This window comes from uncultured Thiothrix sp., assembly GCF_937873765.1.
Taxonomy (GTDB): Bacteria; Pseudomonadota; Gammaproteobacteria; order Thiotrichales; family Thiotrichaceae; genus Thiolinea.
Genome location: NZ_CALMZC010000060.1, coordinates 1 through 15,562 on the forward strand (window position 1 = coordinate 1; position 15,562 = coordinate 15,562).

The 15,562-nt window shown below is 45.0% G+C and carries 16 protein-coding genes and 1 pseudogene; 6 read left to right on the top strand and 11 right to left on the bottom strand.

From position 1 onward, the window contains the following. Positions 1 to 54 precede the first annotated feature (54 nt). The 8 genes and pseudogenes from Q0307_RS17645 to Q0307_RS17680 form a co-directional block, all read right to left on the bottom strand. A pseudogene (locus Q0307_RS17645) lies at positions 55 to 198 on the bottom strand (zinc ribbon domain-containing protein); the annotation flags it as partial. A gap of 97 nt (positions 199 to 295) precedes the next feature. Further along, positions 296 to 2,017 (bottom strand): thiosulfohydrolase SoxB, encoded by a 1,722-nt coding sequence (soxB, locus tag Q0307_RS17650; protein ID WP_298662451.1) that lies wholly within the window; start codon positions 2,015 to 2,017, stop codon positions 296 to 298. A gap of 77 nt (positions 2,018 to 2,094) precedes the next feature. Next, positions 2,095 to 2,721, bottom strand: coding sequence for a sulfur oxidation c-type cytochrome SoxX (soxX, locus tag Q0307_RS17655; RefSeq protein ID WP_298662452.1), 627 nt, complete (start codon positions 2,719 to 2,721; stop codon positions 2,095 to 2,097). Between the two features lie 10 nt (positions 2,722 to 2,731). Next, on the bottom strand, positions 2,732 to 3,550 hold the full coding sequence (soxA, locus tag Q0307_RS17660; protein ID WP_298662454.1) for a sulfur oxidation c-type cytochrome SoxA: 819 nt from the start codon (positions 3,548 to 3,550) through the stop codon (positions 2,732 to 2,734). 31 nt (positions 3,551 to 3,581) lie between these two features. Continuing rightward, positions 3,582 to 3,890 (bottom strand): thiosulfate oxidation carrier complex protein SoxZ, encoded by a 309-nt coding sequence (gene soxZ / locus Q0307_RS17665; protein ID WP_298662455.1) that lies wholly within the window; start codon positions 3,888 to 3,890, stop codon positions 3,582 to 3,584. 15 nt (positions 3,891 to 3,905) lie between these two features. Continuing rightward, positions 3,906 to 4,373 carry a thiosulfate oxidation carrier protein SoxY gene (gene soxY, locus Q0307_RS17670; RefSeq protein ID WP_298662457.1) on the bottom strand — a complete coding sequence of 156 codons (468 nt, stop codon included), beginning with the start codon at positions 4,371 to 4,373 and terminating at the stop codon, positions 3,906 to 3,908. After that, a complete protein-coding gene (locus Q0307_RS17675; RefSeq protein ID WP_298662459.1) occupies positions 4,370 to 4,519 on the bottom strand; it encodes a hypothetical protein in 150 nt (49 codons plus the stop codon). The genes soxY and Q0307_RS17675 overlap by 4 nt, the downstream gene beginning before the upstream one ends. A gap of 313 nt (positions 4,520 to 4,832) precedes the next feature. Beyond that, positions 4,833 to 5,099 (bottom strand): hypothetical protein, encoded by a 267-nt coding sequence (locus Q0307_RS17680; RefSeq protein WP_298662461.1) that lies wholly within the window; start codon positions 5,097 to 5,099, stop codon positions 4,833 to 4,835. Positions 5,100 to 5,234: 135 nt separating this feature from the next. Here Q0307_RS17680 and Q0307_RS17685 point away from each other — a divergent pair, with 135 nt between their 5' ends. From Q0307_RS17685 to Q0307_RS17695, 3 genes are read left to right on the top strand one after another with little or no spacing between them, the layout of a single operon-like run. Beyond that, positions 5,235 to 6,086, top strand: a complete 852-nt coding sequence (locus tag Q0307_RS17685) for a LysR family transcriptional regulator (RefSeq protein ID WP_298662462.1) — start codon at positions 5,235 to 5,237, stop codon at positions 6,084 to 6,086. Positions 6,087 to 6,137: 51 nt separating this feature from the next. Further along, complete coding sequence (locus tag Q0307_RS17690; RefSeq protein ID WP_298662463.1) at positions 6,138 to 7,508, top strand: aspartate aminotransferase family protein; 1,371 nt, start codon at positions 6,138 to 6,140, stop codon at positions 7,506 to 7,508. A 9-nt stretch (positions 7,509 to 7,517) separates the two neighbouring features. Further along, entirely contained in the window at positions 7,518 to 8,891 is a 1,374-nt protein-coding gene (locus Q0307_RS17695; protein ID WP_298662465.1) for a glutamine synthetase family protein, read from the top strand. A 49-nt stretch (positions 8,892 to 8,940) separates the two neighbouring features. Here Q0307_RS17695 and Q0307_RS17700 read toward each other — a convergent pair whose 3' ends face one another. The 3 genes from Q0307_RS17700 to gshA all read right to left on the bottom strand — a co-directional run bounded on the left by Q0307_RS17700 (position 8,941) and on the right by gshA (position 13,053). Next, entirely contained in the window at positions 8,941 to 10,749 is a 1,809-nt protein-coding gene (locus tag Q0307_RS17700; protein WP_298662468.1) for an assimilatory sulfite reductase (NADPH) flavoprotein subunit, read from the bottom strand. Between the two features lie 166 nt (positions 10,750 to 10,915). Beyond that, complete coding sequence (locus tag Q0307_RS17705) at positions 10,916 to 11,272, bottom strand: RNA-binding protein (RefSeq protein ID WP_298662470.1); 357 nt, start codon at positions 11,270 to 11,272, stop codon at positions 10,916 to 10,918. Between the two features lie 197 nt (positions 11,273 to 11,469). After that, on the bottom strand, positions 11,470 to 13,053 hold the full coding sequence (gene gshA / locus Q0307_RS17710) for a glutamate--cysteine ligase (protein ID WP_298662472.1): 1,584 nt from the start codon (positions 13,051 to 13,053) through the stop codon (positions 11,470 to 11,472). Positions 13,054 to 13,226: 173 nt separating this feature from the next. Between gshA and Q0307_RS17715 the strand changes: the two genes are divergently transcribed. From Q0307_RS17715 to Q0307_RS17725, 3 genes are read left to right on the top strand one after another with little or no spacing between them, the layout of a single operon-like run. After that, on the top strand, positions 13,227 to 14,012 hold the full coding sequence (locus tag Q0307_RS17715) for an enoyl-CoA hydratase-related protein (RefSeq protein WP_298662474.1): 786 nt from the start codon (positions 13,227 to 13,229) through the stop codon (positions 14,010 to 14,012). Between the two features lie 10 nt (positions 14,013 to 14,022). Then, positions 14,023 to 14,877, top strand: coding sequence for an EamA family transporter (locus Q0307_RS17720; RefSeq protein WP_298662476.1), 855 nt, complete (start codon positions 14,023 to 14,025; stop codon positions 14,875 to 14,877). Positions 14,878 to 14,902: 25 nt separating this feature from the next. Then, positions 14,903 to 15,559: an MOSC domain-containing protein gene (locus Q0307_RS17725; protein WP_298662478.1), complete on the top strand. Its 657-nt coding sequence runs from the start codon at positions 14,903 to 14,905 to the stop codon at positions 15,557 to 15,559. Positions 15,560 to 15,562: the final 3 nt, after the last annotated feature.

The window sequence follows — 15,562 nt, forward strand, 5'->3', positions numbered from 1 at the left end:
ACAATTGGACGGCCTGAAAAAAACCGTCCGACAATTTGTGTAGATACTTATGCCCTAAAGGAAGGGGATTCTTCCTACGAGACGCTCATGTCCGAGCGCGAGAATATTCTTGGCTGCATTCACATCTCTATCATGCACTGCCCCACACCCAGGGCAAGTCCATTCTCTTATTCGCAAGCCTGCTCTACCTTGCTGAGACTCGTATTGAAGTGGTTAATGAAATCACCGAACCCAACAACTAGAGCAACAAACAGCCAACAGCATCTAAATCAGGATGCTGTTGGTGACTAACAACTTAAACCGCCAAGCCCTGATTCCCTTCCACATTTTTCAGCTTCGGCGTATTCAACTCGACTTTACTAATCGTCTTTTTATCACGCAAATAATCAGCGACTACTTCCCAAATCTGCTTATTCTCTGGCACGCTTTCTTGAACACTAGCCCAACCGGCAACCGGATATTTCTTAGTCATATCTAAAGCAGTTCCAGCTAATTCTAAATCAGAAACACGCTCACCCATTTTCGCGGTCGGATCAAAGCTAAATTTCAAGCCGCCCACCCGCACCATATCCCCACCTTGTTGATAGTAGGGATCAGGATTAAAAAGATTATCAGCCACATCTTCCAAAATCGATTTAATGGTTTCACCAGTTAATTCATTCCGTGTGACCGTGCCGTAAGTGATTGCGGTCTGGTCAGCAACATGCTCGAAAGTAATCGGTTGACCGGGCAATAAACTCGTCCCCCAACGGAAGCCGGGTGAGAGGGCTATCGGTGCATCCAAACGCTCCATCAAGGCATTACAAATCAGTTGATCGAACGTGCCATTGAAATTACCACGCCGATAGAGTACTTCATCACAGACTGCTAATTCTTCCGCTAATTCCTTTTTGAAAGGTTCGCGGACTTTGTCGATCAGCTTAAGCATTTCAGGGTCAGGCGTGAGTAAATTAGAGAAAACTGGCAGGAGTTTGTAGCGATAGTCAGCTACTTTGCCGTCTTTCACCTCTAAATCCAAAACACCTAAAAACTTACCATTTGAGCCTGCATTAGTGACTAAGGTTTTGCCGCCTGCATTTTCCACCACTACTGGTTGAAATACACCATCGTGTGTATGTCCCCCCATAATTGCATCGATGCCGGTGACTTTACTCGCCATTTTCAAGTCAACATCCATACCATTATGTGACAGCACAACGACTAGTTTCGCGCCCTTGCCACGTGCCTCATTCACCATTTCCTGCATACGATCATCACGAATGCCGAAACTCCATTCAGGAATAAAATGCTTAGGATTGGCAACCGGCGTATACGGAAAAGCCTGCCCAATAATCGCAACCGGCACGCCATTTACTTCTTTGATAACATACGGAGCAAATACTGGCTCTTCAAAATCGGTGCTCATAACATTTTGCGCGACAAAATCAATCTTACCTGCGAAGTCTTTTTCAATGATCTGCTTAACGCGCTCTGCTCCATAGGTCATTTCCCAATGTGGGGTCATAACATTCACGCCCAAAGCTAATTGGGCATCTACCATGTCTTGGGCTTTAGTTTTTAAGGAAGTCCATGAGCCCTGCCAAGTATCTCCCCCATCTAAGAGCAAAGCACCTTTGCGTTGCGCACGAATTTGCTCGACTAAGGTTTTAAGATGGGCGAAGCCACCCACTTTGCCATACTGTTTCGCAGCTTCGGCAAAATCTAAAGAGGCGAAGGCATAGGCATCAAAGCTTTTAGGCTCGATTTGATAAAACTTTAAAAAATTCTCACCCACTAAATGAGGCGGCTTATTCAGCATACTGCCGAAACCTAAATTCACAGTCGGCTCGCGATAATAAATCGGTAAAAGTTGCGCATGGCAATCGGTGTAATGCAACAAAGACACATTCCCAAAGGCTGGCAACTCGTACGGATTAGTAGGCTTATCTGCTGCAAAACTCAGACGCGGATTGAGATGAAAGCCCGCTACACTCGCAGCCGCTAATAATTGCAAAAACTCACGGCGATTCATGCCCATAGGGTCTTTCCCTCAACTAAACTTGATACTGGATAAAGCCAAGACTCAAGTACAAACTTGAGCATGGCTGGCTAGATTTATTTGTTTACTGGTGATGCAGGATCAACCAAGAAGGCCACTAAGTCGGCAATTTGCTCAGGGCTGAGCACACCGTTGTGTCCAAAACGCGGCATATTCGAGCATGCTACATAAGACTGAGAGTTAAAGATTTTTTCGTAAGTATACTTAACAACTTCTTCGCTATTGCCACGCACTTTGATGTAGCCAGTAAGTGAGTTACCGATATTTCCTGCTGCAACCTCTTTAGGATCAGCCGTATGGCAGGCATAGCAGTTACCACCTCGAGGCTTATCCGCTTTATCAGGCGCAATCACACCGACCCGCATACCAAAACCCGTATTAAATACTTCTTTGCCTTTTTCCCAATTACCCAGCATTTTATTGCCTTCAGGGTATTTAATCGTGGCTTTCTCGCGCTCCATAATGGTTTTGGCCTGATCATCGGAAGGCTTATTCCGCGTTTCAGAGCAGGTTTTTAAGGTCTCATCTTGTTTTAGGCGCTCTGAATGCTGCTTTTCACCTTGCTGATAGCCTGTAGAGATGTATTGATCGACTAAAGCTTGAATCGCTTTATCATCATCTGCCGCCCAAGCACCTCCTGCGAGAATGATTAAGGCTAAGCTAGCTAAAATTGGTTTTTTCATGGCCTACTCCTTAACGTGACATGCCGGGTAAAACATAAGCGCCGTCTTTCGCTTGCGCGGTCAGATAAGCAATTAAGGCCACGCTTAAAGGTGCACCATATTCGGTATCAGGTAAGCGCATTTGCCCCTCACAATCCCAAATCCGATGTTGCATCGTCCGCACGGCTGCATGTGAGACCCGATAAGTCGGCCAACCACCGATTGCTTTTTGGGCATCATGACCAGCCTTCGAGAAGTTACCCAAATTTTGTAAACGGATGCGCTTTTTATCAGCGCCATGACAAGAGGCACAGGAAAAATCTAAAGGACCCGTGCGGTGATAAAAGAGGGCTTCACCCACTTTAATTATTTCCTGCTCTTTAGGATGTGCAGTGGGTGGATTGATTTTCATCCCATCCGATTGGGAAGCGATATAAACAGCGATAGCTTCTAAATCAGTGTTATCTTCATTAGACTTTTCATTCGCATAGGTTTTTTTCTTAAGCTCAGCTTCGTCAAAGCCTTGGATCGTAGTCATACAAGTGATCATGCGCGACTCTAAATCTTGCACACGATCCGTGTCTTGGAAGTAACGAGGTAACTCGGCATAAACGCCTTTAACTACCCCTTTACCTAACCCGAAATCGCATTCTTCCATCGAAACATTTTTGGGGCCACGCTTTTCCTTAAATAACTCCTCACCACGATCTACAACCAATAAAGCTGGGTTCGCATCCCGATCCCCATAGGTCATCTCACGGTAAGCATCGGCGTTCGGCTCCTCAGCTGCATAGACAGCCGTCAGAGCAAGACTACTCATGAGCAGTCCGGGCAATAATAGTTTTTTCATAATACGCTCCTCTCCTAGCGTTAGAGCCAAACTACTCCACGGTTAACTCCGCAGAATCCGTAGCGTCTTTGTTGTCTTTCCAAGTTAATTTAACTTTATCACCCACTGCACCTTTATAATTAAAGGCTAGATAAGGATTTTTCGAGACTGAACCACCCCAATTAGTTTTCAACACTTCTTTGTCATTTGCGGTCACGACCACTTCGGTAATGTAATGCGCTGGCACTAATTCACCTGCCGAATCCTTACGTAAGCCAGTTTCCATCGGGTGAGTCATTAAAGCTTTGACCTCAACCAAACCGCCTTCCAATGCTTTTGCTTTCAGTTTTACACTTGCCATCCTGAACTCTCCTAATTAACCACCACAGCCGCCGATAGTGACTTTGATTTCTTGTTTAGCACTAAACAAACCATCTTTAGTTTGTACTAAAGCCATGACTTCTGAAGTTTTAGCCATCTTAATGCGCGTGGAGACTTCAGCCTTAGTACCTTCAGGCAAGGTAAAGGTAGCTGCTAGGGGGGTAGGATTATTTGCAACTACAATGCTAATTCCCGTCACACCTTCCATTGAGGAACTCACGGTCAGAGGTACAACCGCACCATTTTCTGCAATTTCTGGTGCTTTGATTTGCACATCAGTAGAAGGCTTAGCATCTACAGCATTAATCATTTTCAAAACTTCATCTAAAGTTTTGGCAGCGAAGGGATTAGTATTTGGCTCTTCAGCGGCAAAAACTAAGCTTGGGCTTATTAAGCCACTGCTAATAGCGATACCTGTCGCGCTAACTGCTAAGGTATTAGAGAGAAATCGTCTCCGTTTCATAGAAGCTCCTGTGCGTTTTCTAAACTTAAATTGTTATTAGAGTTTAAAACTAAAAATAAGCTAGGACGAATAACTGGAGCAGAGTCACACTGAATAGATAACTGAAGATAAGAACCAAGCAAGCTGGCAATAGGCATACGACTCATTATACCACCTCCTCCTAGCGGCTATTAATCGCGATTGATAAATATCAAACGAGCAGTTTCCATTAATAACAGTTAAATATAACAGGGTCAAACCTCTATCTCCAAAGAGTAGTATTGAGCGAAACCATCTATCTCCCTCTAGGAAATCACTGATTCAATAAGTAGAGTCAGCTAGTCTAACTTAGAGAAACTTGACTCTTAATAAATCATTACTCATTAACCCTCTGAAAAAGCGAGATTGAGACCTAACCCTGCCAATGATGGATTCGAGTAAGCCTAGCAGGCTTGATGCATATACATTTAGAGCCCGTGCTCAAGCATGACGCAAAGCCTGCTTAACACGATATAGTGGTAAATCATCAATACTCCGCTGACTTTCCAGCCAAGCATCTCCAGCGATCACACCAATATCTTTTAAGATATAGTCTGGCAAATTAGCAAGTTCTGTGCGCTCTTTGGCGACCTGTACTCTTAAGACTTGTAAAATTTGCCAATACTTAAACCGCTCAGCCAATTTTTTAAACCTAAACCTAGGCCATTCCCCGAAAGGGACACTCATTAATGCACTATAAGGCTTCATGATACTACCCATCACTATTTGTGAAATAAAATTTTAATAACTTAACAAATATTGACTTTAACAGGACACTGCTCTATTAATAAAACTAGTAATTTTGAATCATGACTTCACTAATTTTGATAGGTAAACAAGCGCATGAAACCGATTCGTAATTTTGATTTAGCCACCTTACGCAGCTTCGTGCAGATTGCAGATGCGGGCAGTATGACGCGTGCCGCCTCACGCTTAAATATGACTCAATCGGCGATTAGTATGCAGATCAAGCGTTTGGAGACTAGCCTAGAACAACCCCTGTTTGATCGCTCAGTACAGCGCTTATTACCCAATGCAGCAGGTGAACAGCTACTCCATTTCGCGCGGCAAATGCTGGCATTGAATGACGAGGCCTGGGGACGCATGACTGCCCCTGAATATGAAGGTGAAATTCGCTTAGGGGTACCTTCGGATATTATTAATCCTTATATTCCACAAGTGCTAGCAACGTTTAGCCGCGATTTTCCAAAAGCGCAGATCAAACTCACTACCGATCCGACGATTTATCTCAAAGAGCAATTCGCCACGGGTCAGCTCGATATTATTCTCACCACTGAACGCGAACCGGATGGGGGTAAAATAATTAGCCGCCAAGCTTTGCTTTGGACAGGTTCAGAAACAGGCTGTACTTGGAAAAAGCGCCCACTACCGATTGCTTTCACTAAAGACTGTATTTTCCGCGCCTCTGCAATCGAAGCTTTAGAAAAAGCCAATATTGACTGGTTTGATGTAGTAGTCACCGATGATGATATTGCCAAAAATGCGATGATTAGTGCTGGGATGTGTGTGGGTGCACAGCTTGAGCAAACCCAAAACAGTGGTGTTAAACATCTGCCACATCATAGCCTCTTACCCGAGTTACCACATTTCTATATAGCGCTCTATCACCAGCCTTTACCGAATAATGATTTGGCTCTGAATTTAGTCAGTCATATTGAAAGGGTGTTTGCTTAAGTGATCACAATTCGGTGAAAATAGCCAACTGTTAGTCACTTGGAGCTGCCTATGACACCGACCTATTCACCCGCAAAACTAGCTGCACTCGCTCAGCGCGAAGCTGAGACTTTTCGTCAACACCATCCTCAATCGGCTCAATTAGCTGAACAAGCTAAGCAGTATCTATATGGCGGTGTGCCCATGCATTGGATGGCGGATTGGTCAACTCCCTACCCGTTATTTGTACAGGAAGCGAAGGGAGCATATTTCAAGGATGTCGATGGGCATCATTATGCAGATTTTTGCTTAGGCGATACTGGGTGTATGTTTGGACATTCGCCTGAACCCGTTGCTCAAGTCATAGCTGAACATGCTGCTCACGGTTATACCAGCATGCTGCCAAGTGAAGATGCGATTGTGGTTGGCAAGCATTTAAGTGAGCGTTTTGGCTTACCCTATTGGCAAGTGGCTACCACAGCAACTGATGCGAATCGCTGGGCTTTACGTTGGGCACGCGCAGTCACTGAGCGTAAAGTCATTCTAGTATTTGATGGCTGCTATCACGGCACGGTCGATGAAACCATGGTACGCCTGCAAAACGGTAAAACTGTGCACCGTAAAGGTTTAAAAGGCCAAGCACTGGATCTTACCCAATACATGCGTGTGGTGGAGTTTAATGATTTGCCTGCACTTGAAGTAGCGCTACAAACTAAAGATGTTGCCGCCGTTTTATGCGAACCAGCGATGACTAATATTGGCATGGTCTTACCCGATGTAGGCTTCCATGCCGAATTGCGCCGCCTTACCCGTAAACATGGCACGCTGTTAATCATTGATGAGACACACACGATTTCAACAGGTTATGGTGGCTATACCCAAAGTTTTAGCTTAGAGCCGGATGTGTTTGTGCTTGGTAAACCAATTGCAGGCGGTTTACCCTGTTCCGTGTTTGGTGTTAGTAGCGAGGTTGCACAAAAAATGCAACATCTCAAAAGCTCCAATCACCCTGAAGAGCATGCTGGTCATGGACATAGTGGTATGGGAACCACGCTTTCTGCCAATATGTTCACCATGCGGGCGATGCGCGCGAATCTTGAGCAAGTGATGACCGCAGCAGCCTATCAAGACATGATTGCTAAGGCAGAATATTTAGCTCAAGGCTTAAAAAATGTGATCACAAAATATGAATTACCTTGGTGTATCACGCAGTTGGGTGCACGGGTTGAATTTCAATTCAGCCCTAAAATACCACGTACTGGTCATGAAGCGGAGTTAGCTTTTGATGATGAGCTAGAGCAGTGTATTCATCTGTATCTACTCAATCGCGGTATTATGATTACCCCGTTTCACAATATGATGCTCGCTTGTCCGGCTACTCAAATCGCTGATATGGATAAACTGATCTACAGCCTCAATGCCTTCATTCAAGAATTATACTAAGGACTGACCATGCAACCGACTGCACCTGCTCGCTCACCTGAAGTCACCAGCTTTTTAAGTGCACATCCACATTTAAGCCAAATTGCGCTGATCCTGACCGATATTAATGGCATTGCCCGAGGCAAATTCTTGCGCCCACACGAACTACATGCCTTATTCCTAAATGGCCGCCCCTTACCTAGCTCGATTCTATCTTTAAATGTTTTGGGTGAAGATGTTGATACCACCGGTTTAGTCTGGGAAGTGGCAGACATGGACTGTCTTGCTAAACCAGTACTCAATTCTTTAAAAGTCTGCCCGTGGCTACCCAATACTGGGCAAGTGTTGGTTAGTATGGATAAAGTCGCCGGTATGCCTGCTGCTGCGGCTGATCCACGTTTATGCTTAGCGGAGATTATTGCCTATCTCAAAGCCGATCATCTGTACCCTGCACTAGCCTGCGAATTAGAGTTTTATTTACTGGATGCACAAGCGTGGAAACAGGGCAAAGTCGTCCCTGCTACCGCTAGCAATCAATTGCCGCTCACCCAAACTCAGGTCTATAGCGTTGATGATTTAGAAGCGATGCGCCCCTTCTTTGCCGATATTTATAAATATGCCGCGATTCAAGGCTTACCCGCTGAAACGGCTATCTCTGAATATGCACCAGGGCAATTTGAAATTACCTTGGTTTATCGCAAGGATGCTTTGCAAGCCGTGGATGAAGCGATTCAATTCAAACGTTTAATTAAAGGGGTCGCCGAACAACACGGCATGCTGGCATGCTTTATGGCTAAACCTTTTACTGAGTGTGCAGGCAGTGGCATGCATATTCACGTGAGCGTGAATGATGCAGATGGTATGAACTTGATGAGTACGGGTGATACCGAAACCAATGAATTACTGCTACATAGCATTGGCGGCATGGCAGCAACTGTCCAAGACAGCATGGCGATTTTTGCCCCCCACGCGAACTCCTACCGTCGCTTTAAAGCCAATAGTTATGCACCGACTGCAGCGACTTGGGGCATTAATAATCGCAGTGTCACCTTCCGCGTACCCACCGGTTCGGCTGCGAGTCGCCATGTTGAACATCGCGCTTCTGGTGCAGATGCGAACCCTTATTTAGCCGTTGCTGCAGTATTAGCCGGCTTGCATCATGGGATTAAAAATCAATTGAATCCGGGTCAAGCCGCAGAAGGCAATGCTTATGGCGAGCAAAGCAATACCTTGCCCTTAAATTGGTATGATACCTTGGAAGCTTTTGAAAATTCGGCCTTTATTGCTGAATATTTTGGGGAAGACTTCCGCCGGATTTATAGCGCATTGAAACGCGAGGAATGTGAACGTTTCAATGCAGAGGTGAGTGAGTTAGATCATCGTTGGCATTTAAGATTAGCTTAAGGGCAAAAGGGGCGTATCGACCCCTTTTCTTTATCAATTCAGACTGGTTTTAGTAAACATCCCGCTGATAGCGATGCTCAGCAATTAATAACTCTAACCAGTCATGGGCTTGCTCAGGGGTTTTAGCGCCATATTGAATCGCAATATTCAATAAAGCTTGATGCACATCTTTCGCCATGCCGTGCATATCACCACAAACATACAAATGCGCGCCCGTTTGCAGCCATTGATACACTTCAGCGCCCGCTTCTAGTAAGCGATTCTGTACATAGACTTTTTCGGCTTGATCACGAGAGAAAGCCACGCTCATATGCTCTAGCACACCAGATTGCAGCAAACTTTGCCATTCGGTTTGATAGAGGAAATCGGTACGGAAGTGTTGCTCACCAAAGAATAACCAAGTATTTCCACTTAAGCCTTGAGCTTCGCGTTCAAACAAGAAGCTACGGAAAGGGGCTACCCCTGTCCCTGCACCAATCATAATGAGTTTGGTCTGCGGATCAGGCGGCAAACGGAAATGGGGATTTTCTTTGATATAGACACTACTCACCTCACCCGTTTGCAACGCTGCTAAGCCATTAGAGGCCGTGCCTAAATGTTCGCGACCATTGAACTTATAAGTCACGCGCTTCACCAATAAATGCACCTCATCCGGATGTGCATTCGGGCTAGAAGCAATCGAATATTGACGATCTTGCAAGGGGCGTAATAACTCGACCAAGATCTGTGCTTCTAGCTTACTAGGATAGCGGTGTAATACATCCGCCCAATCCGCCGCCCACAAGAAATCTTTCAGCGCCTCTTTGTCTTCAAGCGCAGCGAGTAATTCAGCCTGATTAATCCGTTGCGCATACTGCTTCAACTGACGCTTAGTAACCGTTGATAGTTCTAATTTACAGGTTAAAGCTGAGCGCAAATCTATGCTTTGTCCATCGACATTAATCGCCTCAGAACCCGTGAATTTACCCTGCTTTAACACCTCATCGACTAAGCCCGCATCGTTATGCACTTGAATTGCCAAGATGTCACCGGGCTGGTATTGAATACCCGAACCTTCCAGTGAAAACTCTAAATGCAGTACCTCTTTACTCGAACCGGTATCAGTGAGCACAATACTATTCAGTAACTCCGCTTTGAACGGATTCTGATTAGAATATAAAGCTTCATTAACACTCGTGGCGACAGGGTTAGCTAGGAATTGCGTGTTGGCTGCTTCCGTGGCCGGTTTGAATTGCTCTAAAACCTTTTCTTGCCAAACTTTGGCCGTTTTCGCGAAATCAACATCGCAATCGACACGCTCTAACACGCGCTTCGCACCTAACTCAGCCAAGCGTGTATCTAACACTAAACCCGCTTGGCAAAATTCATCATAGCTAGAGTCACCTAAAGCTAACACCGTGTATTCGAGTTTTTCTAAGCGCGGTGCACGTGCAGACTGAATAAAATTAAAGAAAGCGCGTGCATCATCCGGCGGCTCACCATTACCGTGAGTGCTCACCACCATAACCAGACGTTGTTCTTGTTTAAGCTGTTGAGGACGATAATCCTTCATGCTGCTTAGGCTAATATCACCACCTTGAGCCCTTAACTGATTGGCTAACTGCTCCGCGATTTTTTTGCCATTTCCAGTCTGTGTCCCATACAGAACTAAAGTTTTAACAGCCGCAGCCGTGCTCACTACGGGCGCAATATTCGCTGTGGTGACAGCGGCTGTACTGCGTTGCGGGAAAGGAATCACATTATCCTTGCCCATTGATAAACCCGAAAGATAGCCACCCAACCAAGCCAGTTGGACAGGACTCAAATCCGTGACGGCGGAGGTAATACGCTCTAATTGTTGTGCACTCAACACGGTCATAACTGCTCTCATTCAGGCTGAAAATTAAAGATTTGCGCCAGTATGCCGTAGGGAGTATTTCTGTTAAAGTGATATAAAAAGATTAAAATATTACATTTTTAGATAAAATAAACATAAAAAAGGCTGATACTAGACCAGCCTTTACGGTATTTGGGTAAAGCACTAATTAATAGCGATTACGATAGCCGCCACCGTCACGGTCGCCACCGCGACCACCACCACCACCAAAACCACCGTCACGACGTGGAGGACGACCACCACCACCGCCGCCACCATTGTTTTCACGTGGTTTAGCTTCGTTTACTTTGGCATTACGACCACCAATATCGGTGTCATTTAAGCCATTGATGGCCGCTTGCGCTGAACTGTTGTCAGGCATTTCTACGAAACCGAAACCTTTTGACCGGCCAGTTTCTTTATCTTTAATAATGCTAACTTTGCTAACATCACCGAAGGCACTAAAAATGCTACGGAGGTCTTCTTCAGTGGTCGAGTAGGCCAGGTTTCCAACGTAAATATTCAATTGTAGTCATCTCATCTATTGTGTGCTGCGGAAATCATTTAGCGGCGGGCAAGCAGACACACAAATTACCCGCAACATTTCAGGTATAAAACCCTGAACAATTACTAGTGTATAGTAGTTTTGATTCAAGGAAAGAAAAATCTTGATAAATTTCGTGTCCATTTTCAGCTTATGATCATAAGCCAATTCTCATTTACTTATAGCTCACCAGAAAAATAAGCGTGCAAGAACTGATCAAAACCGATTTTATCCGACTTTTCAATGAGTTGTTGCTGATCCAATGAGTCTTCCGCCATCCGAATAAACTCCGCTTCACGCTCAGCAGATAAAGATCTTTTTATAAAAAAATCACGATGTTGGCGAGATTTAGCTTGAGCAAAGCTAAAAAAACTTGCACCCTTTTCATGCATTTCCCGGAGCATTTGTGCAGAAGGAGTGAGTGCAGAATCCTTAATCAGTTCAATATTTTGTTGCACTGCAGAATAATAGGTAGTTTCTTGATGAACACTATCTAACAAATCCGCTACTGGGAGCATTTGTTCTAATAACTCCTTCCCCCAAGCTTTTAGACTAATTTGGCGTTCGGGTTGCTCTAAGATTAAACCGGGTTTACGCCCCTGATGGGCGACTAACATTTGATTGCTATTGATCATTTTGCGCTCATCCGCATCAATCAGCGGACTGGCTTGCAATAAGCAAAAATGCATAAACACCTCTAAGAAGCGGAGTTGCTCATGGGTCAAACCTGCTGGATGGAAAGCATTAATATCCACCGAACGCAGTTCTACATATTTAATACCACGATCTTGCAGAGCATTTACGGGTTTCTCAAAACGCTGTAAGGGCTGCTTAGGACGCACCGTACTATAATATTCATTTTCAATTTGCAAAATATTGGTATTCAACTGACGGTAGACACCGTCGACTTTTACCCCAATTTTTTCATATTCTGTACTAGGCGCATGGATGGCTTGCCATAAGCTATCGGTGTAAGATTGCAAAGAGTCATAACACACTTGAACTCCACTCGCATTTTCTTTGCTATTAGTATAGCCAATATTCCCCATCCGCAACGAAGTACCGTAAGGTTCATAGAGGGTGTACTCATTCAGCTCCAGCATCGTTTCGGGTGCTTTGCGCCCTCCCAGAAAGCTTTTACAAATGGCAGGTGAGCTACCAAACAAATAAATAATCAGCCAACCATAACGTAATAAATTCCGCGTGAGCGCCATGTACTGCTCATCACGAAACTCGCGCAAACTACCTTGATGCCCCTCTATAACTTGCCAAGGCGCCCAAAAGGATTCGGCAATCGAATAATTAAAATGAATACCTGCAATAACTTGCATAGTCTTACCATAACGCCAAGCTAAGCCTTGCCGATAGACATGCTTCATCAAACCTGCATTAGAGCTACCGTATTCAGCAATCCGAATATCATCTTCGCCGTTTAACACACAAGGCATACTACTTGTCCACAATAGCTCTTTATCCAAATGCTGATATACAAAAGTTTCAATATCTAGCAGAAAATCCAAAGCTTCAGGTGCACGTGCTTGCGGTGGTGTAATTAGTTCAATCAAAGCTTCTGAATAATCCGTGGTAATCCAAGGGTGGGTTAAGGCTGAACCTAAAACCTTGGGATGATCCGTTTGGGCTAAGGTACTATTAGGGGTGACTCGTAGACTTTCTTTCTCTAGACCGGTGCGGCTCTCTCGCAAAGCGGCATGTAGTTGATGTTGTTCAATGGCGCGTAAACGCTGCTCCACTTGTTGGTACACTGGCAGCTCCTCCTAAATTTTATGGGGTTTATCAGTATTTAAGAATATCATTTTTAAGCACAAACAGCTGATAGCACTGTTTTGAATTGGGATATTTGCGCTGAACGGTTGTTACATAGCAGCTCCCGCTGACTACCGTTATACTCTAGCCAGCCTACTGGGAGGAGTCACTCGTGGAATTTACAAACATCTTATTAGAAACACTGGAAGCTGGTATCTACTGCTTAACGATCAATCGCCCTGCTCACTACAACGCGCTTAATGCTAAAACGCTAGAGGAGATTCACACCGCCGCTACTTATCTGCAAACTCAAACCGATGCACGCGTCTTGCTGCTAACGGGTTCAGGGCAAAAAGCTTTCGCCGCAGGGGCAGATATTAAAGAAATGCAGTCTAAAAGCGCGATTGAGGGTCAAGCCTTTGGGCGCAAGGGCATGCAAGCCTTCCGCAGTTTAGAAGGCTTACCGATTCCAGTAATTGCCGTCGTGCATGGTTTTGCTTTAGGGGGCGGCTGTGAACTAGCTATGAGTTGTGATTGGATTATTGCCTCTGAAACAGCCCAATTCGGTCAACCTGAAGTAGCTTTAGGAGTCACCCCGGGCTTTGGTGGAACTCAGCGTTTAAGTCGCCTCGTGGGGCGCTCCAAAGCTTTAGAGCTATTAGTCTCAGGACGACGAATTGATGCGGCAACAGCCTTGGACTGGGGCTTAGTCAATCATGTTTATCCGGTCGATGAACTGATGAATGAAGCGTTGAAAATTGCTCGTGAAATTGTTGCACAAGCCCCTTTAGCCGTACAAAAGTGTAAGCAGCTCGTGATTCGCGGCCAGGATTTAGAGCTAGAAACAGCCTGTTTATTAGAAGAACAGGCCTTTGGTTTAAGCTTCTCTACGGTCGATCAAAAAGAAGGGATGGCCGCTTTTGTGGAAAAACGGAAAGCTGTATTCCGTGGTATTTAAGTAAAACTCAATGAATTCCGCTGTTGGGCTATTGGCTTTGTCAGTGGGGATGCATGCCACTTGGAATTTGTTAGCCCGCCAAGTACCTGCGCCTTGCAATTACCTCTGGTGGGGCTTACTAGCACATTTGCTGCTACTTGGCCCTCTAGGTATGTATGGTTTAAGCCAAGTAGTATGGTCGAGCCAATTCATCCTGTTGAATAGCTTAGCTGCCTTAGCCTTAAGTGCGTACTTTGTGGCCTTGCGCTATGCCTATCATTTTGCATCGGCTGCTTTTGTTTACCCTTTAGCACGTAGCTCGCCGCTCTTAATTGTGATTTGGACTTGGCTATTGTGGAATCAATTACCGAATTGGCTGGCGAGTGTAGGGATTGGCTTGAGCTTAGTAGGTTTATGGCTGTTAGCGCTAACCGGCTTAAAACAAGCCCAAACCGCTCAAGCCTTACCTTGGGTCGCTTTAGCTGCTTTATGTACTAGTATTTATTCCCTGTGTGACAAACTCTTGATTCAACAACTGCCATCCTTTGCAGCCATTTTGGGGTATGTGTCACTTAGCTATCTGGTAGCGTTTATAGTCATGAGTGTTTTGAACTGGCACGAGACTAAACAGTGGGTCCCATGTTGTCGACCGAATACTTGGCTGATTTTTATTGGTGGTTTATGCATTGGTAGTTCCTATGCCCTGATCATTCAAGTGATGAATCATCTAGACGCAGCTATTGCGGTGACCTTTAGCAATGCTGGGATAGTAGTAGTCAGCATTATTTCGATTTTTGTGCTAAAAGAACAAGAACAGTGGCCAAAACGCTTGGTGGCTGCGAGCCTGATCAGTATGGGATTAGTCGTACTTGGCTCAAGTTTTTAAATCATGCAACTGGGGGAGAGGGAGCATGAGTTCATTTGTGGTTGGACATTTGTATGCAACAACTAAGCCGCAGCGAATTGGGGAAAATCAGGCTTTCACAGGCATTTGGAAAGACTCTATCGAGGTAGCTGACTTAGATGAACAGGGCATCAAAGGCGATATTCAAGTGGATCGGCGTGTTCATGGTGGTACGGAAAAAGCCTTGCACCAATACGCTATTCCAAGCTATGCACAATTACACGCAGCTTTCCCTGAATTAGCTGCACGCATGCCTATCGGCAGCATGGGAGAAAATCTAACTGTACTTGGTATGCATGAAGGCAATGTACATATCGGTGATATTTATCGGATGGGTAGCGCACTCGTGCAAGTCTCACAACCCCGCAATCCTTGCTGGAAAATCAATAGTAAATTCGATGATGAACGCTTGGCGAAATTCATCGCTACTCAGCATATTAATGGTTGGTATTACCGCGTATTGGAAGCAGGCTCAGTGCAAGTAGGCGATAGTATGGATTTAATGGAACGCTTTAATCCGATTTCACTGCGCAATTTTCTGGAAGTTTATGCAGAACATCGACCTAATTTTTTAATCCTGCGTAGCCTAGCACGTTGCCAAGGCTTAACACCTAGCTGGCAAGTGAAAATCCAGCAGCGGATGGAAGTTTTACAGCGCTTATAACTG